General features: G+C 47.0%; 13 protein-coding genes and 2 pseudogenes. 9 read left to right on the top strand and 6 right to left on the bottom strand.

What is annotated here, in order from left to right:
* Positions 1-61: 61 nt before the first annotated feature.
* The 3 genes from QUB06_RS19810 (at position 62) to QUB06_RS19800 (ending at position 4,110) form a co-directional block, all read left to right on the top strand.
* On the top strand, positions 62-1,258 hold the full coding sequence (locus QUB06_RS19810) for a site-2 protease family protein (RefSeq protein WP_333436706.1): 1,197 nt from the start codon (positions 62-64) through the stop codon (positions 1,256-1,258).
* 81 nt (positions 1,259-1,339) lie between these two features.
* Complete coding sequence (locus QUB06_RS19805; RefSeq protein WP_333436705.1) at positions 1,340-3,289, top strand: adenylate/guanylate cyclase domain-containing protein; 1,950 nt, start codon at positions 1,340-1,342, stop codon at positions 3,287-3,289.
* Between the two features lie 38 nt (positions 3,290-3,327).
* Positions 3,328-4,110 (top strand): DUF928 domain-containing protein, encoded by a 783-nt coding sequence (locus QUB06_RS19800; RefSeq protein WP_333436704.1) that lies wholly within the window; start codon positions 3,328-3,330, stop codon positions 4,108-4,110.
* Between the two features lie 283 nt (positions 4,111-4,393).
* Here QUB06_RS19800 and QUB06_RS19795 read toward each other — a convergent pair whose 3' ends face one another.
* Complete coding sequence (locus QUB06_RS19795; RefSeq protein ID WP_333436703.1) at positions 4,394-5,146, bottom strand: biotin/lipoate A/B protein ligase family protein; 753 nt, start codon at positions 5,144-5,146, stop codon at positions 4,394-4,396.
* A 144-nt stretch (positions 5,147-5,290) separates the two neighbouring features.
* On the opposite strand from QUB06_RS19795, the gene QUB06_RS19790 reads away from it, so the two are divergent.
* Both QUB06_RS19790 and QUB06_RS19785 read left to right on the top strand, forming a co-directional pair.
* Positions 5,291-5,617 (top strand): thioredoxin domain-containing protein, encoded by a 327-nt coding sequence (locus QUB06_RS19790; RefSeq protein WP_190738970.1) that lies wholly within the window; start codon positions 5,291-5,293, stop codon positions 5,615-5,617.
* 226 nt (positions 5,618-5,843) lie between these two features.
* A complete protein-coding gene (locus QUB06_RS19785) occupies positions 5,844-7,064 on the top strand; it encodes an LL-diaminopimelate aminotransferase (protein ID WP_333436702.1) in 1,221 nt (406 codons plus the stop codon).
* 557 nt (positions 7,065-7,621) lie between these two features.
* Here QUB06_RS19785 and QUB06_RS19780 read toward each other — a convergent pair.
* A complete protein-coding gene (locus tag QUB06_RS19780) occupies positions 7,622-8,020 on the bottom strand; it encodes a hypothetical protein (RefSeq protein ID WP_333145690.1) in 399 nt (132 codons plus the stop codon).
* A 127-nt stretch (positions 8,021-8,147) separates the two neighbouring features.
* The gene (gene surE / locus QUB06_RS19775) at positions 8,148-8,954 is read right to left on the bottom strand and encodes a 5'/3'-nucleotidase SurE (protein ID WP_333286423.1); all 807 of its coding nucleotides are present in this window, start codon (positions 8,952-8,954) and stop codon (positions 8,148-8,150) included.
* A gap of 222 nt (positions 8,955-9,176) precedes the next feature.
* On the opposite strand from surE, the gene pheS reads away from it, so the two are divergent.
* Positions 9,177-10,181, top strand: a complete 1,005-nt coding sequence (pheS, locus tag QUB06_RS19770; protein WP_333331597.1) for a phenylalanine--tRNA ligase subunit alpha — start codon at positions 9,177-9,179, stop codon at positions 10,179-10,181.
* A 740-nt stretch (positions 10,182-10,921) separates the two neighbouring features.
* Here pheS and QUB06_RS19765 read toward each other — a convergent pair.
* Both QUB06_RS19765 and QUB06_RS19760 read right to left on the bottom strand, forming a co-directional pair.
* Complete coding sequence (locus QUB06_RS19765) at positions 10,922-11,368, bottom strand: hypothetical protein (protein WP_333436701.1); 447 nt, start codon at positions 11,366-11,368, stop codon at positions 10,922-10,924.
* A gap of 547 nt (positions 11,369-11,915) precedes the next feature.
* Positions 11,916-15,440, bottom strand: a complete 3,525-nt coding sequence (locus tag QUB06_RS19760) for a response regulator (RefSeq protein ID WP_333436699.1) — start codon at positions 15,438-15,440, stop codon at positions 11,916-11,918.
* Positions 15,441-17,161: 1,721 nt separating this feature from the next.
* Between QUB06_RS19760 and QUB06_RS19755 the strand changes: the two genes are divergently transcribed.
* The 3 genes and pseudogenes from QUB06_RS19755 to tnpC all read left to right on the top strand — a co-directional run bounded on the left by QUB06_RS19755 (position 17,162) and on the right by tnpC (position 20,902).
* Complete coding sequence (locus tag QUB06_RS19755) at positions 17,162-17,785, top strand: GNAT family N-acetyltransferase (RefSeq protein ID WP_333436698.1); 624 nt, start codon at positions 17,162-17,164, stop codon at positions 17,783-17,785.
* A 61-nt stretch (positions 17,786-17,846) separates the two neighbouring features.
* A pseudogene (locus QUB06_RS19750) lies at positions 17,847-18,917 on the top strand (IS630 family transposase).
* A gap of 541 nt (positions 18,918-19,458) precedes the next feature.
* Positions 19,459-20,902, top strand: a pseudogene (tnpC, locus tag QUB06_RS19745) (IS66 family transposase).
* A 287-nt stretch (positions 20,903-21,189) separates the two neighbouring features.
* On the opposite strand, the gene QUB06_RS19740 reads toward tnpC, so the two are convergent.
* Positions 21,190-23,468 (bottom strand): calcium-binding protein (locus QUB06_RS19740; protein WP_333436697.1); only part of this gene is annotated, 2,279 nt, incomplete at its 5' end.

Raw genomic sequence — 23,468 nt, 5'->3', positions numbered from 1 at the left:
GGAAAGGGGAAGAAAAGATATAATAGAAACTCTTTCTTGCTCTCCTTTCCCAGGAAACTTCATGCAGACAGGTTGGCGAATCGGCTCTTTATTTGGCATCCCCCTAGTTATAGATTATTCGTGGTTTATAATTTTAGCCTTAGCAACCCGCGAATACGCCAGCAGTTACCGCCTGTGGGGGCCTGCGCTCTCCTGGAGTGCGGGGTTAGCAATAGCTCTGCTACTGTTTGCTTCCGTGCTCTTGCACGAACTCGGACACAGCTTGGCGGCGATATCGCAAGGCATTAAAGTTAATTCTATTACCTTATTCTTATTTGGCGGAGTAGCTTCGATCGACTCGGAATCAAAAACTCCCGGTCAAGCTTTTCAAGTAGCTATTGCCGGCCCTCTCGTCAGCTTTGCGGTGTTTTTAATCCTCGGTTTGGGTTCTCAAGTTCTGCCCCCGAAAAGTTTGCTAGCAATTGTCACCGAAAGGGTAGCACTAATCAATCTCGTTTTGGGATTATTTAACTTAATTCCCGGTTTGCCTTTGGATGGAGGACAAGTTTTAAAATCAGCTATTTGGAAAATCACCGGCTCTCGATTTGCCGGCGTTCGCTGGGCGGCAAAAACAGGACAAGTTTTAGGTTGGCTGGCTGTTGCTTTGGGTCTGAGTTTATGCTTTTTAGCGCGCGAGTACGGCGGCTTGTGGATTGCGCTGATCGGCTGGTTTGGCATTCGCAATGCCACTGCTTATAGCAGATTGACTTCACTGCAAGAAGCCCTGCTCAAAATTAAAGCCAGCGATGCGATGAGCCGCGAGTTTCGAGTTGTAGATGCAGATTTGACTCTGCGAGAATTTGCCGATCGATATTTGTTAGAAGTCAATCCGTTTCCATTTTACATTGCTGCGACCAACGGCCGGGATTTGGGCTTAGTGTCGATCGACGATATCCGCTTCACAGAACGCAGTCAATGGCAAGTTCAGACTTTGCACAACATTTTGAAACCCCTCGGCAAAACCCCCACAATCTCGGAAAAAGCCTCCCTCGCAGAAGTAATTAACAGCATGGAAGCCCGTCAACTCCCCCGAATCATCGTCCTCTCGCCGATTGGTTCAGTAGCGGGGACGATCGATCGGGGTGACGTGGTTAAAGTTTTGGCAAAATACCTCAAACCCCAGATTTCCGAAACAGACATCAAGCGCAGCAAAGAAGAAAACAGCTATCCGCAGGGATTGCAATTAAGTGCGATCGCCAAAACCGCACAGGAAAATTAAAAATTGGGCATCGGTAAGGGGCATCAGCGATCAGTTAAGATGTAGCAAACTTTGTCACTCAGGGTTGAAACACTAAATTTTATGCCCCCATTCTTTAAGAGAATTTATCATAAATTTGCGGAGGGACTTTGGAAAAATTTAACTCATTTCTTCCCCTACGCTGACTTGCAACCTGTTGCTATCATCTGGATTGTCGTGACCGGAACTCTATTGGGAGTGCGGCATTTAGGCGGGTTGCAGCCACTAGAATTAAATGCTTACGACCTCATGGTGCAGTTGCGACCCGATCAGGGCCCTGACCCCAGATTACTGGTAGTAACAATCACAGATCAGGACATTAATACTATTGAAAAATGGCCCATTTCTGATCGCACTTTAGCACGAGCGATCGCAGAAATAGCGCGTCTTGAACCCACAGCTATTGGCATAGATATAATTCGCAATATTCCCTACGAACCGGGGAATGCAGAATTAGTAACTCAATGGCAAAACCCTAAAGTAATCCCCATTACCTTGATCGGTAACTCTAAAGAAGATTCAGCGCCACCACCTCCCAATATACCAGAAAAGCGGGTAGGATTTAACGATTTAGTCGTCGATCCCGACGGTATACTGCGTCGCAATTTGATGTACGCCAAGAATGGTAAAACGACATTGACTTCATTTTCAATGCGACTAGCTTTTGCCTATTTTAACAACAAAAAAATAGATTCTAAACTAATAGAAAACAACACCCTCCAGGTAGACAAAACAGTATTTTCCAAGTTGCGATCGAACTCAGGAGGTTATCAGAAAATTAATGCCCAAGGCTATCAAATCCTGCTCAATTACCGCTCTCCTGAAAATATAGCAAAAACCGTGACACTAACTCAAGTGTTAAAGGGAAAAGTTGACCCGAAATGGGTGAAAGGTAAAATAGTGCTAATAGGCGTTACAGCCCTAACTGCCAAAGATTTATTTTCCACCCCTTACAGCGCTGCTGCAAGCGGAAACCAGCCGATGCCGGGGGTATTAATTCATGCAACTGCCACTAGCCAAATTCTCAGCGCAGTTTTAGATGGGAAAGGGCTATTTTGGTATTGGGACGAATGGCAAGAAATTCTCTGGATCACTGTGTGGAGTGCAGTGGGCGGCTGTTTAGCTTGGCGGCTAGAAAAATCGCTGAATTTGATCGTGATCGCGATCGCAGCTTGTGGCTCATTATTCGGATTCACCTTTTTCCTCTTCATGCAACAGGGGTGGATACCTGTAATCACTCCAGCCCTGGCACTTTTAATCACCGCAGGAGTCGCAGTCACCTATAAATACGAGCAGTCGAGGCAACAGCAAGGGATTGTGATGAAATTATTAGGACAACAAACTTCACCCGCGATCGCAAATGCCCTGTGGAAAGAGCGCGTCCATCTGCTCGAATCAGGGTTATTGCCCGGTCAAAAAGTTACTGCTACCATCATCCTCACAGACTTGCAGGGTTTTAGTACAATCTCCGAAAAACTACCGCCAGAAGTGGTAATGAGTTGGTTAAATGAGTATTTATCAGCAATGGCCCAAGAAGTCCAAGCACATCAAGGCGTGATTAATAAATTTACCGGAGATGGAATGCTGGCAGTATTTGGCGTACCCATTCCCCGCACCACTCCAGAAGAAATTGCAGAAGATGCTCGCCTTGCCGTATCTTGCGCTTTAGCCATCAGTTCCCGCTTGCCAGAAATGAATCAAAATTGGCTCGATCGCAGTTTACCGGCCGTAAAAATGCGAGTAGGCATCTTTACAGGGCCTGTTATGGTGGGTAGTCTGGGAGGCACAACCCGTTTAGAATATGGAGTGATCGGCGACAGCGTAAATATTGCCTCTCGACTCGAAAGCTGCGAAAAGGAGCGGCACGAGGACACTTGCCGGATATTGATTGCAGAAGAAACCTTTCTGCATCTGGGGGACAAATTTGAGGTAGAATCTTGGGGAGCTTTGCCTTTAAGAGGCAGGGAACAAAAAGTTAATGTCTACCGGATTTTGGGAAATAAAAAGAAATAAAAAGAGAGAATCTATTCATAAAAATTCAGGGAGTTAATATGAAAACAATTACTAAATTTATCCTCAATCTGACATCCGTTGGCTCAATAGTATTGATAGCAACACTTAATGCTTCCCAATTAGCAGTTGTGGGACAGCCGACTCCAGACGTAGATGGCAAGCCAATCACTCAATCGGGAGGGCCGCGCTTCAGTCAGCCTACTGAAGATATAGATGAGCTGCCCCCCACTCAACCGGGACGGCCTGTGCGCGGTGGCTGCGCGAGCATTAGTCAGCTAGGTCTCACAGCCTTAATGCCTACAAATAAGATGGGACGGACTGTTTCCGACTATCCAACGTTCTTTTTCTACTTGCCTCCAACAGAGGCGGAATCAGCCGAATTTACCCTACAAGATCCAAGCGGCAAGGAGATTTATAAACAGGCTCTCACAATTAGCAATTTATCAGGGGTGATCGGGGTTAGTATCCCCGCTAACCAAAATGTGCCGCCCTTGGAAGTAGGCAAAAGTTACCGTTGGAATTTTACAGTGATTTGCGACTCTCTAGACCGATCGGCAGATCAGATCGAAATCGGTACTGTACGGCGAGTTGAACTCAGTGCAGATATCCGCAGTAAATTAGAGCAGGCTGATCCGCGCCAGAAAACCGTTATTTATGCTGAAAATGGGATTTGGCAAGATGCCCTCAGCACCCTAGCTGCTGCTCGCCGCGATCAGCCTAATGATACAACGTTCAAGGCTGATTGGGAAAGCTTGCTGGATTCAGTGACATTGGGCGAAATTGCCAAAGAGCCGATCGTTCCAACTCAGCCACAGCCATAAGCTGTACTGCATATAAATTTAACTTTTTTGGCAACGTTAGAGCAACGGGCTAGAAGAGTTTTAATAAAAAGAAGTGTACAAGTTTTTAACTTGTATCAGTAACAGCCAAGATGGCTGTTCTACAATAAAAATTCTTTCTTGTGGAACGGCCATCTTGGCTGTTCCCAAAAGGCGGCCGACTTTTTGACATCCCCCACAATAATTATTCCAAAAATCTCTTGTGGAACGGCCATCTTGGCTGTTCCCAAAAGGTGGCAGTAAAGCCCGCCCCCAAATATGGAGGTTAAATGTGAAACAGCTTATTACTTGTTAATTCCAAAATATCCTGCCATTCCTGATCCGAAAGCGGCCGCACCTCCAACTCAATCTCAAAACAGCGACAAGCCGCCGCACTCAAAACATCAATTACAGTGGCAATCAAATCATCTCCTCCTTCAGATAGAGGTAATTGCACAGGAATTAATTGCTCCCCAAACACTTGAGAAAACAAACAAACATCCGGCTGCAAACGCATCGAACCGTGCTGCAAAATAGCATCACCCCGTCGCAATTGCGCGCTACCAATTAACTTGTGGCCATCAAGTGTAACTAAATCCGCACCCGTCGCAGTACCAAAACAATTCGGATTGTGAATATAACCCCTTCCCGCTTCCCCATAGTGCAAATCCAACCCCATCGCCCTCCAACCCTCAATCAAAAACTCGCAAATAGTCTGATAAGCTTTCATACGCCTGCTTCCAAATCCCGACGCCACAACTGCATAAGTTAAATCCCCTTGGTGCAGCACGGCGCGCCCGCCGCTGGGCCTCCTCACCAACTCCACAGGCATTCCCCGCCAAGACAAATGCTGCCAAAACTCCGGCCACCTGCGCTGGTGGTAGCCCAAGGAAATCGCCGCCGGTTGCCAAGTGTAAAATCGCAGAGTTGGCGGATTTTTCCCCGCTAGATGCTGTTCCAGTAGCCATTGGTCGATCGCCATCTGCAACCTCCCAGACGCTTGTAGCTGCGGAATTAAACGCCAAACAGAATTAGCCATCAGTCACGAGTCCTTAGTTTCTACTCAATAATTCACAGAATGTTTTAAAATTAGTAACAGTTTTTTGGGCCTGTCTTCTAAGTTGGTGCAAGTTTCACGCCAGCCGGTGCTTTAGAAATAAATAGAAAAAATAATCGCAGAACCATGAGCAACAGTGTAATTGTCATTAACGACGAAAAATTTGAAACAGAAGTCCTGAAAGCTGAGCAACCAGTGCTTGCCTATTTTTGGGCTACTTGGTGCGGGCCTTGCAAACTGATCGCGCCTTCGGTAGACTGGGTGGCGGCCAACTACAGCGATCGGCTGAAAGTGGTTAAAATGGAAATTGACCCCAATCCTAATACTGTCAAGCAGTATAAAGTAGAAGGAGTCCCAGCTCTCAGGCTGTTTAAAAATGCCGAAGTAGTGCTGTCTCACGAGGGAGCTATTACTAAACAAACTTTGGTCGGTTTGCTCGACGCTCACTTATAAAGTTTGGAAATGATTCGGGAGTTTCCAACTCCCAACTTACAATTATAGAAATCGCAAATATTTTTTTAACATCTCTCTTTTCTCCTCGATATTCCTCTCTGACTCTGCGCCCTCTGCGCTCTCTGCGGTTACTAAAAAAAATCACAAACTCAATAAAAATGCCATATAAAAAATAATTTAGATGGGATAAAAATATTTCTTAAAATTCCACAAAACTATAGAAAATATGCAATTTGCTAAACGTTTAGAACCACTGCAATTTAATGTATTTGCCGATATGGATCGGGCAAAAGCTCAAGCTAGAGCAGCGGGACAAAATGTGATTGACTTGTCTCTGGGTTCTTCGGATTTGCCGGCGGCTGCTCACATTACAGATGCGATCGCACATTCTCTGTCCGACACCAGCACTCACGGCTATTTGCTATTTAACGGCACAAGAGATTTTCGGGAAGCAGCAGCTATTTGGTACGAGCAAAAATTTGGGATTGCAGTCAATCCAGAAACAGAAGTGCTGCCGTTAATTGGTTCCCAAGAAGGCACGGCGCATATGCCTTTAGCTGTACTCAACCCTGGAGATTTTGCTTTGCTACTCGATCCGGGCTATCCTTCCCACGCGGGCGGTGTGCATTTGGCTGGTGGTCAAATTTATCCGATGCCTATATTAGCAGAAAATGCCTTTTTGCCGATATTTGAAGATATTCCGGCAGCAGTGCTGGCTCAGTCGAAGATGATGGTTTTGAGCTATCCTCACAATCCTACAACTGCGATCGCCCCGGTTGCTTTTTTTGAGAAAGCTGTGGCTTTTTGTCGAGAACATCGGCTGGTTTTAGTTCACGATTTCCCTTATGTGGATTTGGTATTTGACGATTCCGTAGGGGCGGTGCCCCCGTGCCCGCCCTCTGGGATCGAGGAAAACCGCAAATTGATGGCACCGTCAATATTTCAGGCGGATCGAGAGAAGAGTGTGGCGATCGAGTTTTTTACACTATCCAAATCCTACAGTATGGGAGGTTTTCGAGTCGGATATGCGATCGGCAATTCCGAACTAATTGCAGCGCTGCGACAGGTAAAAGCCGCAGTGGACTTCAACCAATACCGAGGGATTTTAAACGGAGCGATCTCCGCATTAACAGGCCCTCAAGATACCGTCAGAACCAGCGTAGAAACCTTCAGAAAACGGCGGGATGCCTTTGTAAACGCGCTACAGGGCATCGGCTGGCAAGTACCCGTACCCCCTGCCACCATGTACGTCTGGGCGAAACTGCCGGAACCTTGGGCCGGAGATTCCGTGAAATTTTGCACTCAGCTAGTACAGAGTACAGGAGTCGCAGCTTCCCCCGGTGCCGGTTTCGGGAAATCAGGAGAAGGCTACGTGCGATTTGCCTTAGTCGAGTCGCCAGCAATTTTGGAAGCAGCAGTTAGAAAAATTGCTGAGTTTCTTAATTGAGTACACGCCTACGGCGAGCGCCGTAGGCGTGTCAACTTAAGCTTTTAGTCCGCCAGTCCTCCCGCTCACCCGGCACTCTTCGCCAGGGAATAAATTCCACAGGGCTTATAGCTAAAGTCCTATCAAAGAGGACTGAAAAACTCATTAGTCGTCTTCAGACGACTTTAGCTTTGAGGCAGGGGTTTCAACCCCTGTCGGACTATCGGTTGCACGTTAAGTTGACAGCTATGGGCACGGCGCCGTTTCCCTACAAGGGCTAGGACAGGTCAGTTCCGTGTCCCTACAGCTCGTACCTACTTACGTGAAAAGTGCTCTACGTGTCAACTTAACCCCAAACACCCTTGTGATACTTACGCCCACCCGACTTGAGCTTTTAGGCAGGGGTTAAAACCCCTGCCGGACTGGGGTTTTGACGTTTTTGGGCACACGATGAAGGGCACCCCGTCTAAATGCTTACCCGTAGCTCAAGAGGGATGCAATTGCTAAAATAGTGTGATTTCTACCTAAAGGACTAGATATTTGCACGCAGTATCTGTCAGAATCTTTTTTAAGAAATGTTAACGTGAGACATCTTGGGAATTACCAGTTCCGCTCACCCACTCTAAAAATCCTTGAAGTGAATTCTGTCGGGGTAGCGATTGTTCCGTAGCGGCGATCGCACACCCGAAAAAGACCACACTGCCCAAAATAGCAATCAGCGGAAAAGGCTTACCCAGCCCAAAGTCCCGCTGAAGCCGAGCTAACGGCCTGCTCTCGCGCCTGAGCATTTTTCCTACCGTCAGTTGTTTGAGACTAAAAGGATCGCGCACAAAATGACCGCTCCAGCTAATTACCATATGAGAATGGCAGTGGGGACAAGTGAATAGTCCACTGACCATCCCGACTGGGCCTACGACGCTGGAACGGTTGCAGATCGGGCAAGTGACAGAATGAGTGTTATAGGTGGGAGCGTTCATAACTGTTTTTCTTGAGTAAAAAAAACTAACAAGTAATTGGGGGCCTGTGTTAACGCTTAAGGTATAGACCTTGAGAGGCACTTTTCCTTAATTCCTAGTTTACCGCTCCAATCGGGTCGATCGGAGCTCAATGCTTGGGAAAACCTTCAAATTGCCAATCCCGCAACGAGTGCAAGTCTGGAGCACAGGTGAGATTATATTGCAAGGGAGTTACGGTTATTCTGTTGTCGCGAATAGCTTGTACGTCTGTAGGAATATCATGCGGCACCGCCGAATCGGCGATTTCTTCTACATCTTCTAACAATTCGCCAGCCAGCCAATAATAAGTTTTGCCGCGCGGATCAGTGCGCTTTTGAAATATGTCGAAATAGCGGCGAATGCCTTGACGGGCGATCGCAACTCCGGTAATTTCTGCTTGTGTGACTGCCGGTATGTTGACATTCAACAGCATCGGTTTGGCCATTGCCTGTTTTTCCAACTGTGCCAGCAAGGTGACAGCGAAATCCACCGCCGGCCCAAATTCCTGCGAAGTAAAGCTCGCGAGGCTGAAAGCAATGCTGGGAATACCTTCCATAATTCCTTCCATTGCTGCCGAAACCGTGCCCGAACAGATGATATCCGTGCCTAAATTGGGCCCGTGGTTGATACCGGAAAGAACAAAATCCGGCGGTTTGTCAAGTAAAGCCCACAAAGCGAGTTTCACGCAGTCGGCGGGAGTACCCGAACAGGCCCAAGCTTGGACTCCGGGCTCAAAAATAGATTCGACAATTTCGGCGCGGATGGGTTGGTGCAGGGTAAGGCCGTGGCCGGTAGCGGAGCGCTCTCTGTCGGGACAAACTACACTCACATCGTGGCCAGCGGCGGCGAGAGCGTTGGCGAGGCTGCGGATGCCTTGTGCAAAGATGCCGTCGTCGTTGCTAATTAAAAGTTTCATTGAAATTTTTATAGGCCTTATAACAATACTAAACTAGATTCAACTAGGGCGATCGCTCTAACATCGAATTACCTATTACAAATTATCCGTAACTGCCGAAAATCTAAAATCTAAAATCTAAAATCTAAAATCAACAAGCTGTAGAGCCAAAATTGCGCTAAACTCAACTTGGCCCAAAACTGCCATCAATCTAAAATCTAAAATCTAAAATCTAAAATCAAAATGACTGTCCAGCTAAGCGACATTGAAACTCAACTAGAAACCCTCGGTCAAGAGTCCAAAAGTGCGATCGCCACTGCCAATACCCTCGAACAACTCGAACAGTTGCGCGTCGGCTACCTCGGCAAAAAAGGCCAACTCTCTCAAATTTTAGGCATGATGGGCAAACTGTCGCCAGACCAGCGACCCAAAGTAGGTGCGATCGCCAATACAGTCAAAGAAGCCCTGCAAGCCGATTTAGAAGACAAGCGCGCCGCCCTCCAAACCGCCCAAATTGGAGCCAAACTAGCCTCAGAAACCATCGATGTCACCATGCCGGGGATTTTTCGCCCCCAAGGCCGCGTGCACCCCTTAAACGCCGTCATAGACCGCGCTCTCGATATCTTTGTCGGCCTCGGCTACACCGTCGCCAACGGCCCGGAAATGGAAACAGATTATTACAACTTCGAGGCGCTGAACACACCCCCCGACCACCCAGCGCGGGATATGCAAGATACATTTTACCTACCAGGCGGCGACTTGCTGCGGACTCAGACATCATCGGTGCAAATTCGCTACATGGAACAGCACAAACCGCCGATTCGGATTGTCTCTCCCGGCCGCGTTTACCGTCGCGATACTGTCGATGCTACTCACGCCGCCGTTTTCCACCAAATTGAGCTTTTAGCAATTGATGAAGGTCTGACATTTACTGACTTGAAAGGCACAATTAAAGAGTTTTTACGGCAAATGTTCGGGCAAGACTTGCCGATTCGTTTCCGCACCAGTTACTTTCCGTTTACCGAACCTTCTGCCGAAGTTGATTTGCAGTGGAACGGCAAATGGCTGGAAGTTTTGGGCTGCGGAACAGTCGATCCTAACGTTCTTAAAGGAGTCGGTTTAGACCCAGAAAAATATACTGGGTTTGCGGCCGGTTTTGGGGTCGAGCGGTTCGCAATGGTACTTTATGAAATCGACGATATTCGCCGGGTTTATGCTAGCGACTTGCGCTTTTTGCGACAATTTTAAAGCATGGTTTGGGGTCGGTTCTACAAACCTATAGAAATTTTGATTAATGTACATCAATCTTTCAGTTTCAAGTAAGCAGACAAGAGCGACAAAACCATAAGATATGGTGGGCGGGTGAGTGCAAGTAACTCTTGCTATCCGACTTCTTTCAGGTCAAAACCCGCCCCCTCACATCAGTTTATTCATGCCCGCTTACCAAGATAATTGGGTCTAAAGCCCCTTCTTAATAGGACGGCTTTAATTGATTGCCGATTTTTGTTTTAATCGTTTAGTGGCGTTAGTATCTATTTTTCAAATTTCCTTGCATTCTATTTAAAGTAGAGTACAATGATACTTACTACCACAGGTAGAATAACCGCCGATACAAATGAGACACCAAGCTCAAACGACTGGTCGGAAAACAATAATGGTTAGTGGGTGGCGAAAACCACGAAAAACATAGCTAGGCTGACTAACGTAAGCCAAAACCAGAAAAGTAAATTTTGGGAAGTTAAAACGTACCGAGCGGGCATCCGGTAACATGAGAAGTAATTCTCGAACGCTTGGGGAGATAAAACCCTCTGGGACTAACTAAATTAGGCTCGATATTTGGTTCCTTTGAACGGATATTTGGTTTAAGTATTGCCGCAAGGATAGATAGTTTTAAGGTATGTCGCTAGAACCAAGAATCCCCACGCCTGATGGCTGGGGAGTGTCAATTAAGTAGACAAGGGCTTTGCACTTACCTACTTATTTATTTCCTACTTGCTAAAAACACCCTTGATGCTGTCAACAGCGCTCTCGACAGCATTCTTGGTATTATCTACTGCTTTCTGAGTCCGCGCTGAATCTTCCGATGCTCTTTTCTCAATTGTGGCCGCATCTTTCTTAGCTTTGCGCTCTACTACACTACCATCCTCCGATGAGCGATCGACTTTAGAAGCATTTGTCTTGGCAGTTTCCTTAACCTTCTCTTCTGTATCTCGGATGAAGTTCTTGGCTCGTCCAGCATCTTTGCTGGCTTTTTCTTGAACCGCATCGCCCGCATCTGCTGCTGCGATCAAGTTTACACTAGGAGATGCCATTGCTGCGGTGTTGGAGAAGAACGCACCAGACCAAACGAAGGCCATCGCTGACACGCAAAGCGCAGTTGTAGCCATCCAGCGCCCGACAGTCGAAAGCCGTTTCGTAAAAGAATTCAGTTTCATACAATACACAATCAGATATGACATTCTATTTCTACTCGATCAGAGCGATCGGCTGAACCGTTCTCTAGAGAGAGGTTATCCGCCAACGAACGGTTAAAAAATGTCACTCTTTTGATAGATGGACGCAAGGAATGTCAGTCAATTTTAGATTTTAGATTTTAGATTTTAGATTTTAGATTTGACTCCACAACCGCCATTTGGAATCTTGAACTTTGGTGAGTTGATTGTAAATTTTAGGTTAAAGATTAAACAATTGATTAAGGAAAGTCAGTCAATTTTAGATTTTAGATTTTAGATTTTAGATTTTAGAGTTGACTCCCCAGCCGCCATTTGGAATCTTGAACTTTGGTGAGTCGATTGTAAATTTTAGATTAAAGATTAAACAATTGATATCGATTCCGGTGCAACCGGAATCGATATGAAACAGCCTTGGGGCGGGTGGGGTGAAGGTACTTCACTCAGTTGAAATCGGCTGTATTTACGAAGAGGTTGTTTCCGAGATTGTGTGTGGGATATCAACATATAATACTTAACAAACAACTAATGACTAATCACAATTTAGTAAAAAAGTCAATACCGTTTCATCAATTCCCTTTAGTTTCAAAGGCTTATATTTAACAATGCGATTTTCCTCAACATAATCTGCAACCGCCGCCGAAATTAGCACCGTGTTTGGTTCCGTCACCTCTTGCAAGCGGGCGGCAATATTCACGCTCGGCCCGATCGCAGTATAATCCGATCGATCGGGACCGCCAAACATCCCCACCACCGCAGTACCCTGGTGAATTCCGCAGCGAAACCGCACCGGAGGCACGCCATTTTCCCCAACAATTCCCTGCTCCAACCAGCCCTTGTTAAGCTCCTTCAGAGCTCGCAGCATTTGGTCAGCAGCAGCCACAGCGCGGCGTACTTGCTCATTAGGCGTTAGTTCCTCCGGCGCGCCAAAGAAAGCCATTACCGCATCTCCCACAAACTTGTCCACCGTACCGCCGCTGTCAAAAATAGCCTTAGTCATTGCCGCCAAATATTCATTCAACAGCTCAGCTACCCGGCGCGATCGCAGCGTATTTGCCATTTGAGTAAAACCGACAATATCGCTAAACAAAATAGTAATCAATCGCGGTTCCGGGCGCAAATCCAATGCCAAATCTCCAGCCGCGGCAGCCTTCACCATCGCCGGCGGCAAAAATCGGCGCAGCACCGACTCAGTTAAATAACTGTTCAACTGCTGCACTCGGCGCTCGTTTTGTTTGAGGGCGATCAAATTCCGCACTTCCGCCAACAATTCTCGATCGTTAAAAGGCTTGGACAAATAAGCATCCGCACCCCGTTCTACTCCTTCAATGCGAGTATCTTCGTCGGCTTTAGCCGTCAGCAAAATTGCCGGAGTTCCCTGCAATTCCTCATCCTCTCGAATCATCCGAATCAAATCCAAGCCCGAAATCAAAGGCATCATCAAATCCGTTATAATTAAATTAGGGCGACGTTTTTTAGCCACGGCAAATCCTTCTTCTCCGTTGCGCGCGAGCAAAACTGCAAAGCCGGCATCTCGCAGAATGGCCGACACATAAAATCGCAAATCGGGATTGTCGTCAACCACCAAAACCGTTCCCACTGCTGTTTCTGATCTGACAGGTTCGAGCGCCTCAAAGTTATGATTTTCTGCCTCATTTTCCGACAAATCCGCCTCCACATCTGCCAGTTCCACCGCAGCTTTCGATGAGTGAAACTCCGCAGGTATTTCTAGTACCTGTTCCGGGGGCAAGTGAGTCGAACCGAAGTGCAGCCAAACGGTAAAAGTAGTACCTTCGCCGTAAACTGACTCAACTGAAATTTGACCGCCGTGGAGTTCGACTAATTCTTTGACAAGTGCCAAACCTAAACCGCTGCCTTCGTAGGAACGGCTTGCTGAACCTTCGGCTTGGTGAAACCGCTCGAATAAATAGGGAATTTGTTCGGTGCGAATGCCGATACCAGTGTCTTTTACTTGCAACAAGCAGTGAGCGCCGGCAGATTCAACTTTCAGGGTGATAGTTCCGCCTTCTGGGGTGAATTTAACAGCATTTGATAGCAGGTTGTAAATAACTTTGTCAAATCTTTCCAAGTCCAAATAAAGTAAAGGACATTCTTGCAGTTGGGTAATTAAGTGCAGTCCTTTTTTCTCGCAGTAGGCGCGGAACGACTCTGCGGTAGAGTAACAGAAACCGACCAAATCGCAGGGGCGGAAACTCGGCTGCATCCGTCCGGCATCGAGCCGCTGCAAGTCCAGCAGTTGATTTACCAAGCGCAGGAGGCGGCGGGAATTACGCAAAGCGATTACGGCTTGTTCGTAGGGCAAGTCTTCTTTGCGCCTGCAAGCTGATTCCAGAGGGCCGATAGTTAGAGTTAGAGGCGTGCGGAACTCGTGGGAGATATTTTGGAAAAATTCGGTTTTGAGCCGATCGGCTTCCAGAAGCCGTTCTGCCTGCTGTCTGGTAGTCTGGTAGAGGCGCGACTGCTGCACGGCCAGAGCAGCTTGAGTTGCGACTATTTGAGCCAGGTCAATGTCTGAGATGTTCCAGCGGCGGATGCTGTGATTTTGGCGCAGGGAAATGCTGCCGATGATTTTGCCTTCTGAGAGTAAGGGAACGACTAACAGGGCGCGGGCTGGCGATCGCACTTGCAGTTCTGTAACATTTAACTCAGGGTGTTCGTCGAGATCTTCGATCGCCACCGGTTCTTTTGATACCATAACTTGCAACAACAGCGGATTGCCCCGAATCGGCACCAAAGACTGTGGCAAAGAAGGATGGGCAAAAACCCAGGCGCGAGTGTTAGCAGCAGCATCACCAGAAGCCGTCTCGTAGCCCAGAGAGTTCGCAACTAGCTCTGGATTGTCAATAAAACCCTGTTCTACAGCCACGGTATCCCTATCTGTGTCGTATAGCCCCACGCATTGGACGTATTCATCATCTTCTGTCCACAGAGATAGGGCGCAGCCGTCAACTTGCAAAGCTTGGCCGAGTTGTTGAGTAATGGCTGCAAAAATATTTTGGGGATCTAGACTCGATCGAATTGCCGTAGTAATAGTATTGACTAAGGCCTCGCGCTTGGCCAGCGCCCGCACCTGTTCGTAAGCCCGGGCTTGAGAAAGCGCCAAAGCCGCTTGGTCTGCCACCGTAATTACCAACTGTACCTCGTGGTCTTGCCACTGGCGCCGTTGATCAAACTGGTGCAGCGCCAAGACTGCCATCAGTTCCATTTTGTAAAACAGCGGTACGATCAAGCTCGATCGAATATTCGCAGCTTCGTAAGCCTGCTTTCGCTGTTGATTATCCCAGTTTAAAACTCGATCGTCAGTTTGGGCATCTTGAATCACCTCCACATCCAAAGTTTCCCAAACCAAATCCGGCAGCAAATCCGGGGAGAGTTCCGCAGGAGAAGCATCTCCGGGCATCGCTTCCTCATCGCCCCCCAACCCTTTAGTTTCGGCCTTCTGGTAAACGAACCACTCATCGGCTACCCGGCCGTCTTGGAACGGCCGCAGCAGACAGCAACTTACCTCAAACATCTGCCCGACAGTTTCCACAATTCTTTGCAGCATTTGCTGGTAATTGGGAGCCGATCGGATAGTATTGGTAACGGCATAAAGCAGCGATTCTTGGCTCAAAGCACGGCGCAGTTCATTGGTGCGCGTTTTCAGAAGATTGTGAGTCTCAACAGCTTGACTGACAAGATTTATCAGCTCTTGAGCATCCCAAGGCTTGGTAACGTATTTGAATACTTTGCCAGCGTTAATAGCTTCAACTAAATCTTCAACATCCGTATAGCCAGTTAAAATAATTCGGATCACGTCGGGGTACTGAGCCGCCGTCAGGCTGAGAAACTCCGTACCGCTCATTTTTGGCATTCGCTGGTCGGAGATAATCACCGCAACTTCTCCCTCTTTTGCCAAAATTTCGAGAGCAGCGGGGCCAGATTCGGCTCTGAGCACTTTGTAGTCTCGATGGAAGGTGCGGTAAAGCAAGTCGAGGTTATCCGGTTCGTCATCGACGATCAGAATTTTTAGCTTAGGATTTTCTTGGGAATTCATGCACCGTTCTCCTGTGCCCCGGGGCTGTTCGATTTAATAAGTCTGATCAAAGGAAGAATTCGCCGATTTAAATTGCTGAAGTCATACCCTTTTCGATTTTCGATTTTCGATTTTCGATTGCGAATGAGTGATGACATAAGGCTTGGGATTTTGCCTAGAGGGCCATTATTTTGGGAAAATGGTATCACAATAATTCGTGGATATGAAGTTGTTGTGAGTAGGCCGAGGCAAGCATCAACCTTGATTTTTGATGTCTGGGTTTTCAATTCGGAATTCTTCTGAGCCACAGTTATCTGTCGTGCACCCCAATTTTATTATTTAATGATATTCACATAAACTCATCTCCCGATAGATAATTTTGTTTCACCCCTTACCTTTATGCAGCAGGAGAGCAAACACAAAGGTGGTCATTTTAACTGCCGTCTGGATATCTCAGAATACATAGGAATAACCGTCCTGATTGTGAGTTGATTTGCCAAAATTATGTTTGAGCCTGGCTCCGGGGAGTGTTTTATTTGGTATGTGAAAGCTGCCCGCAGCAAGATACAATAGACAACCAACATCTTCGCCGGTGTTTTTTCCCACAATTAACAGCAACTTTAACAGTCAGCCAAGGATACCGACCACAATCCGGCGCCGAGCCCCTGACTGATATTCGGGGGTGGCCCACAGACCACAGAGGTGTCTGTGGGAGTGACGCAATTGCTGTACCATTTTAGTTAGACTTGCACTTTTTTCCCCGATCTCGGCATTTTTTGTGCCTCCTGCAGACCAACGCCCAAGCCAATTACTGCGGCGAAACACCGCAAGATCGAGCATCCATCTGTTAATCTTAGCTAGGGATGTACTCTGTGGAAACCGGTCAGTCGATTTTAGATTTTAGATTTTAGATTTTAGATTTACTCCACAGATGAATCGCGGAGCTTGAACTAGGGTCTAAAATTTTGATCTCTCCACGACGAGTGTCGGTGACTTGTATCGGTTTTTAGGCAGGGTCAATCAGCTCGATCGAGGTTTTGAAGGTCTCGCGCGCAGCAGAGTATCGAACCGACGGGGAAAACGCCTGCAGACTGTTTCCAGCCATCCAAATTTAAATTGGAGGTTGGAAAAGTACCCCCTAGCTCAACAGGTAAGGCCGGTTCGATCGGGGACGGGCGATGGATAGGCCAGCACTGCTGAAAGCTGGGTTGCCAGGCCGGGGGGCGGCGGGGAACATCCGACGCGCGATCGTGCCCAGTGTTAGTATGGTCAGTCGTTGAGTTTTTCAACTACCGCTTGACGGATAAATTATATTCGATCGGGTATTTCCCTAAGCAGAGAGCGGTAGGATTCCGGGAACCTGACGTTAAAACCTTTGTAATTGTTTTTAATACCTTGCCCGCTAAGCTGTCGCGCATTTAATTTGTAAGCTACTGTTTACTTAACTCTTGTGATGTCGGCCGAAAGCCAGGGATAAAGCTTCAATTTAAAGGCCAAATAGCTTATCCACCAATCTAGTATTAGGGGATGAGTTTTATTTTTTCATAACTAGAGTATTAACTGCTAAAAATTTTTCCTTTACCTCAAATACTACTTAAAGTCAAGCAGCAAAAAATGTAATTTAATCTGGCTAATAAACTATGCCTATAAGTTACGTTATAAGATCAGTATAACATCAGTGAATTTTCTAAGAGGGTAGCTTAGAAACGCTCGTAAAAAAATTAATATAGTGGCCTGGCATTGTGAATCCTTCATTTTTTTCCTCACCATCTCACCAACAACAAACTCCCGGACTTTCGGGTTTTTCGATCCGGGTGGCTGCGCCCAACGACTTAACGCAGCTAGCTGATATTTTAGCCATGAGCTTTCACTCCCGCGAGGGGTTTGTAGAATGGGTGTATCCAGTGTTGCGTTTGGGCATTTACGAAGATTTAAAAAATCGGCTGCGTTCTAAGGCAGAACATTACATTTGTCTGGTTGCTGAGCTAGTCTCGCGCGAGGAGGGAACGCAGAATTATAGGGCGCACCGAGATCAGCGCATAACAGGAACAGTAGAAATGGCTCTACGTTCTCGCTTTCCTTGGCAAATCCCTAATTCTGACTATCCTTATTTGTCGAATTTAGCCGTTCACCCGGAGTACCGGCGGCAGGGAGTTGCTCAACAATTGCTCAGCAACTGCGAGGAGACAGCCAGAGAATGGGGATTTTCTGAGATTTACCTCCACGTTCTGGAAAATAATCACGCGGCGCGACAGTTGTACTATCAGGCCGGCTATCGCTTGCAACAGGCGGATTGGAATTGGACTGGTTGGCTGTTGGGCCAGCCGCGCCGGCTGTTTTTACGCAAGCAGATTTCGCTATCCTAAGCTAATACCATTTTTTTAAAGATGTGATAGACTTGTGTTAAAAGTAAAGGAGACAATTACAATGTCTGGTCGTCCTCATATAAAGATTACCGAATCTGTAGAAAATTTACGAGAAATCCTCAAACACCAAAAAAGAATCCTAGCTTATAACAAAGTTCAAATGCTTTATTTATTTCAGTCAAAACAAGTAGAAACTGTGCGGGAAGTATCCGCAGTTTTAGGTAAAAGTGAGGCAACAATTCATCGCTGGCTCTCTCAATATAAAGAGGGCGGTCTGGAAAATTTGTTAAAAAATCGGCAGGTTTTTGGTCGCCCAAAAAAGTTCTCAGTTGAAGTAGCAGCTTCATTGCAACAAGAGTTGAGAGACCCCGAAGGATTTCAGAGTTATAAAGAAGTTCATCTTTGGCTATGGTTGATTAAAGGAATAGCCAGTAGTTACCCGGCTGTATATTCTTTAGTGAGAGGGGAATTAAAAAGTAAATTAAAAATTCCCAGACCTCGCAGTGTTTCTCAGAAATCTACGGCAATTAATGAATTTTAAAATAACTTACATCAACAGATAAAAGCTTTACTAGACAAAGCTTTACCTCAAGTAAACAAATATAAAAAAGTCAATTATTGGTGCAGTGATGAAACTCGTTTAGGGCTGCATACAATTCGTCGGCGTAAGCTGACGCTTTCAGGCGTAAAGCCAATCGGAAAGCATCAAGGGAAGTTTGAGTGCTTTTGGCTGTATGGAGCCGTATCGATCGCTAATGGAAAAAGTTTTTTTTGGGAGTTTTCGCATTTAGACAAAGTTTGTTTTGAAGCATATCTACAACTTTTGTCAAGACAATATCCTGCGGAATTACACATCATTCAAGTTGATAACGCACCCGCTCATAATTTAAGCTCATCTGAATTACCAGACAATGTTATTTTACTATTTCAGCCTCCGGCTTGTCCCGAAGTAAATCCGACAGAAAGAGTGTGGGAATATCTGAAATATTTTTTAGCTTGGTCGGTGTTTAGTAATCTTGACGAACTCCGCATAAAAGTCCAGGAAATTTTGGCATCTTTCACCGCTCGCGTCATTGGTTTTCTCACCGGATGGTCTTGGATTTTACATTCTTTATCTCTATCACATCTTTAAAAAAATGGTATAAGTATTTGAATTGATCGTGGGGAATTGGGGATTCGCCAAGAAAAAGGAAAAAATAGCTCTTCTTTCCTTCTATTGTGAATCAATGGAATGGGAATGGGGAATTATTGATGAATTTTAGTTGACTGTTAAGCCCGATCGCAAAACACAATAAAATTAGTTGCTAGTAAACACTATTTGTTACCAACCCTTGTGCACCTGGGAACACCTGAAAAACCCCATACAAAGTTATATCAACTCCGGTAGCCGCGTCGCGCGTAAAAACAAGTCAAAAATCACGGACGCTGCAACAGGAATTAATCGAATTCATCTGCGTTAATCTGTGTTTATCTGCCCACATCGGCGGTTTAAAAAAGAAAATTTATTCACCGCAGATGACAATGGATTGACGCTGATTCACGCCGATAATAAGAGATTTATGAATAATCCCAAGGCTAATACCAATTCACTATGAAGCTGCATTTAATATAACGCTAAGGTAAGGATTCAGGTCAAAAAAGACTTAAGTGTCAAAAGCTGGTAAAATAAACAAATGAAAAAGCCCGCAGCCACCAGACCGAAAGAAAAAACCCATTTCTACCAGTTGAGCCAAGCTGAACTGGTAGAAATGGTACTGGCGCTGCAAAAAATCATTGAAGAATTACAAGAAAAACTAGCTATTGCTACGGGCAATAGTCGAACCACCAGTCAGACTTCCTCAAAACCTCCATCAACGGATCTACTCCAAAAACCAGAGAAAGCAACAGTCAAACCAGAAGCAGACCAAAAAAAGAAACCAGGCGGACAACCGGGTCATCAGGGGAAAACCCGCAAAGGGTTTGGACGAGTAGACAGAACTGAAATTAGCTCACCCGACATCTGTCTCAATTGTGGCAGTAAAGAATTAAGTGAAGTAATTAACATCCACAGACAGCAAGTAGCAAGTCTAGTAGCAAAACCAATTGAAGTCATCGAATATCAGACACAATCGTGTAAATGCCTAGAATGTGGTGCAGTAGTCAGAGGAGAACCACCCCGGGGAATAGTTCCAGGACAAGACTTGAGCGTTAATCTCCAAGTACTATTAGTATGGTTAGGGAATTATGGGCATCTTTCCTACGCCAAGCAGACTGAATTGTTGTGGGAACTCGGCAGGATAGAAGTGTCCGTAGGAACACTCCAAAAAACCAATCAACGAGTAGCAGCCGCAGTCAAGCCAGCTATAAATGCACTGTGGAAATGGGCCGGGGTGCAATCAAATGTTCATGTAGATGAAACGCCCCCGGTGTGTGATGGGGGTTAAAGAATGGCTATGGACAGCTAGTGGAGAAGGATTCTGTTTATTTCATGCCGCAGATACCAGGGGGCGGGTGGAATTGGAAACCATGCTGGGCAAAGAATTTGCGGGAGTCTTAAGCTCAGATGATTTCAGCGTTTATAATGGCGGGAACATCGCAGCCCAACAGAAGTGTCTGGCCCATTTACGGCGGCATTTCAAGAAAGTGCTGGAACTTCCTGGCAACAATAATGCAGCAGTCGCTCAAGTATTTCTGTCATTAATTGATGAAGCTTTTAGATCCCATGAGTCCTGGCGAAAGACGAAGGAGCAACTTACCTACGACTCCTGGGCAACTGATTTCAAAATACGATTCAATAAAGCCCTTGCCACTTGGTTGAACCAAGTTGGTTATGCCGCAGGTTTGTTACTCAAATCCTTACGGGATAAGGCAAAACAGTGGTGGTATTTTCTGGATGACCCCTCGGTGCCTCCTGATAATAATAAAGCCGAACGTTCCCTACGGCTAGCTGTCACGAAACGGAAAGTTTCTGGCGGCTCTCGTTCAATGAAACGATTTGAGGAAACGGCTGATCTGCTGAGTGTAATTCAAACCTGTCGTTTTCAAGCTCGTTCAGTAATGGCTTTTTTCCGTGAGGCTATTTCTGCCCATTCTTGTGACTTGGCTCGGCCTGAGCTTATTCCCTTCTTTCAGACCTGAATCCTTACACGCTAAGGATATAGTTCCAACCAGGAAGACATCAGCCTCATTTAGTGTATCTTCATAGTGAATTGGTATAACTGATTTGATATTATCCCAAATCCGGCTGGAATACACCTTTATTTTTTAGCATTTTAGAGAGGGACAAAAAGCCACTGTAAGAGCCATGACAAAAGCCGAGTGCTACAAAGTTTTTAACCCGGATTGAGTATTGGGAGGAACGCCACAGAAGTTCGGATCTGCTGTGGCGTTTTGTTCGCCAGAACAGGAGACTTTCGCCACCAATTCTAACCCTCAAAGCGCAAGATATCTGATAGGAAATCCGAGGAGCCGATCGCCCCGTTAACCCCCACCAGATTTGCTAAAACCCGATCGGTTCCTGCTACGCGCAGCAACGTACCGTTCGGAGTGGCGCTAAATTGCAACTGCGGGAAACTCAGCCCGTCGGTCAAAACAAACTTATCCACGCCTACCTCGAAGTTAATGACAGTATCAATGCCGCCATCAGCACTCAACACATATCGATCGAACCCAATACCTCCAATTAAAGTATCCTCGCCCAAGTCGCCAAACAGCCAGTCATCTCCAGCGCCCCCATTGAGAAGGTCGTTATCTTTACCACCAATCAGAGTATCGCTGCCAGCATCTCCGTTGATAGTATCTTGGCCTTCGTTGGCGTAGAGCAAGTCATCGCCGTCACCGCCGTTGATGCAGTCTTGCTGGTCGTTTGCGCCCACCGAGACAGCCCGGTTATCAGCACGATCGCCATAGATGGTATCGTTGCCCTCGCCACCGCAGAGTTCATCCCTGCCGTCACCGCCGTAAATCAAGTCGTCACCCTGATCTCCGTGTATGAGGTCGTTAGCTTTGCCGGCGTAAATCAAGTCGTTGTCTTCACCGCCACTGATGGTATCGTCACCCTCATCGCCGAACAGCACATCAGCACCGATGCCACCAAAAAGCAAGTCTTGGCCGCCAACATCTTGATCTCGACTTCGAGTACCGCCGTACATGGTGTCGTCGCCGCTGTCGCCAACAAGGGTATCAGAGCCGAGTTCGCCCCAAAGCAAGTCATTATCTTTGCCACCCCAAACACAATCATTGCCTTTACCTGCTTGCACGGTATCATTACCGTGGCCGGCCCCGATGATGTCGTTGCCGCTGTCGCCAAAGATGAAGTCTTGTTCCCCAATATCCCCGATGGACTGAGAACTGCCAATGTCACCGAGCAGAGTATCGGCTCCTTCACCGCCGTAGAGGGTATCGGACCCTAATTCACCGTAGATGATGTCATTGCCTTTACCTCCGTAAGCGCGATCGTTATCTTTGCCTGCAACCAGCGTATCGTTGCCTTCTTGGCCGTTGAGGAAGTCGTTGCCGAAGCTTCCGTACAGCAAGTCGCGTCCCTCGGAGTCGCTGGCTTTTTGGTCGCCGATGCCGCCCAACAAGGTGTCGGAGCCGATGCCACCAAACAAGGTATCGGAGCCGAGTTCGCCCCAAATTCGGTCATTTTCTTTACCTCCAAGGACAATATCGTCACCTTTGCCGGTATGGATGGTATCGTCGCCCTCGTTGCCGTTAATCAGGTCTGCACCCTCGCCTCCGAAAATCAAATCGCGAGCATCGTCAGGACTCTGGGAGTTGCTCTGCCCGGTGTCTCCGAGAATCGTATCCGCACCTTGATCTCCAAACAGGGAGTCAGAGCCTAAGTCGCCGGCAATCCAGTCGTTTTGTTTGCCGGAGAATACGATATCGTTGCCCTCGTCTCCGTAAACAATATCGGTGTCAATGCCCCCAAAAATCGTGTCATTGTCTTCGTTTCCGTCAATTTCGTCCGCGCCGTCTTCACCTAAAAGCAGGTCGTTGCCTTCAAAACCGACGATTTTTTGGTTGCCTTTGGTGTCTACGATGAAGTCATCGCCGTCGGTTCCTTTGGTGGTTTGTCCCTCTGAGAATTGTGAAATCGGGCGGACAAATCCAACCGCGGCCGGTTGCTGCGGGGGCGCAAAGTTAATTCCCGGTTTTTCAATAATGGGCTGACACAAACAGTCGGTATTTGCTTCGGCGATCGGATTTGAGACGATCGGCGATGCCGGCGTTGGTGTGGGCGTTGGCGCCACTGGCGGCAAGATAGCCGCCACAGTAGCGGTAGCAGGGGGACTGATAGCACCGGTGTTGTCTGTAGCGCTGTAAGTGAAATTGGCTCCTGTAAAGTTGCCCGTCGTGGAGAAAAATAGTTGCTGTAACTGTGCTGGAGTCAGGACTTGGCCGGGTGTCACCGCAACGCCACCGTTGGCTGGATCTCCTAAAAACAGGACGGCTTGGTCTGGTGAGGGCAGGGTGTTGATCGTGTAAGAGGCGATCGACCCGTCGGGGTCGCTTCCTCCCAATCCCGTGACTAAGGTGCTGCTGTTGGGCCCGAGGCTGGAGTTGGCATTGTTGGCAACTGGCGGTTGGTTGTCAGTTGGAATTGGAGTCGGTGTTGGAGTTGTTGGAGTTGTTGGAGTTGTTGGAGTTGTTGGAGTTGTTGGAGTTGTTGGAGTTGTTGGAGTTGTTGGAGTTGTTG

Origin of the sequence: Microcoleus sp. D2_18a_D3, from assembly GCF_036702455.1 — a bacterium.
In the GTDB taxonomy this organism is placed as follows: Bacteria; Cyanobacteriota; Cyanobacteriia; order Cyanobacteriales; family Microcoleaceae; genus Microcoleus.
Note: the sequence above shows the minus strand (reverse complement) of the source record. Positions and strands in the feature narration are given on the sequence as shown.

Bases quoted from the DNA above. Each gene is read 5' to 3' on its own strand.
- QUB06_RS19765 (WP_333436701.1), bottom strand. From the start codon at position 11,368: ATGAAACTGAATTCTTTTACGAAACGGCTTTCGACTGTCGGGCGCTGG.
- surE (WP_333286423.1), bottom strand. From the start codon at position 8,954: ATGAAACTTTTAATTAGCAACGACGACGGCATCTTTGCACAAGGCATC.
- QUB06_RS19760 (WP_333436699.1), bottom strand. From the start codon at position 15,440: ATGAATTCCCAAGAAAATCCTAAGCTAAAAATTCTGATCGTCGATGAC.
- QUB06_RS19805 (WP_333436705.1), top strand. From the start codon at position 1,340: ATGCCCCCATTCTTTAAGAGAATTTATCATAAATTTGCGGAGGGACTT.
- QUB06_RS19785 (WP_333436702.1), top strand. From the start codon at position 5,844: ATGCAATTTGCTAAACGTTTAGAACCACTGCAATTTAATGTATTTGCC.
- QUB06_RS19780 (WP_333145690.1), bottom strand. From the start codon at position 8,020: ATGAACGCTCCCACCTATAACACTCATTCTGTCACTTGCCCGATCTGC.
- QUB06_RS19795 (WP_333436703.1), bottom strand. From the start codon at position 5,146: ATGGCTAATTCTGTTTGGCGTTTAATTCCGCAGCTACAAGCGTCTGGG.
- pheS (WP_333331597.1), top strand. From the start codon at position 9,177: ATGACTGTCCAGCTAAGCGACATTGAAACTCAACTAGAAACCCTCGGT.
- QUB06_RS19790 (WP_190738970.1), top strand. From the start codon at position 5,291: ATGAGCAACAGTGTAATTGTCATTAACGACGAAAAATTTGAAACAGAA.
- QUB06_RS19810 (WP_333436706.1), top strand. From the start codon at position 62: ATGCAGACAGGTTGGCGAATCGGCTCTTTATTTGGCATCCCCCTAGTT.
- QUB06_RS19800 (WP_333436704.1), top strand. From the start codon at position 3,328: ATGAAAACAATTACTAAATTTATCCTCAATCTGACATCCGTTGGCTCA.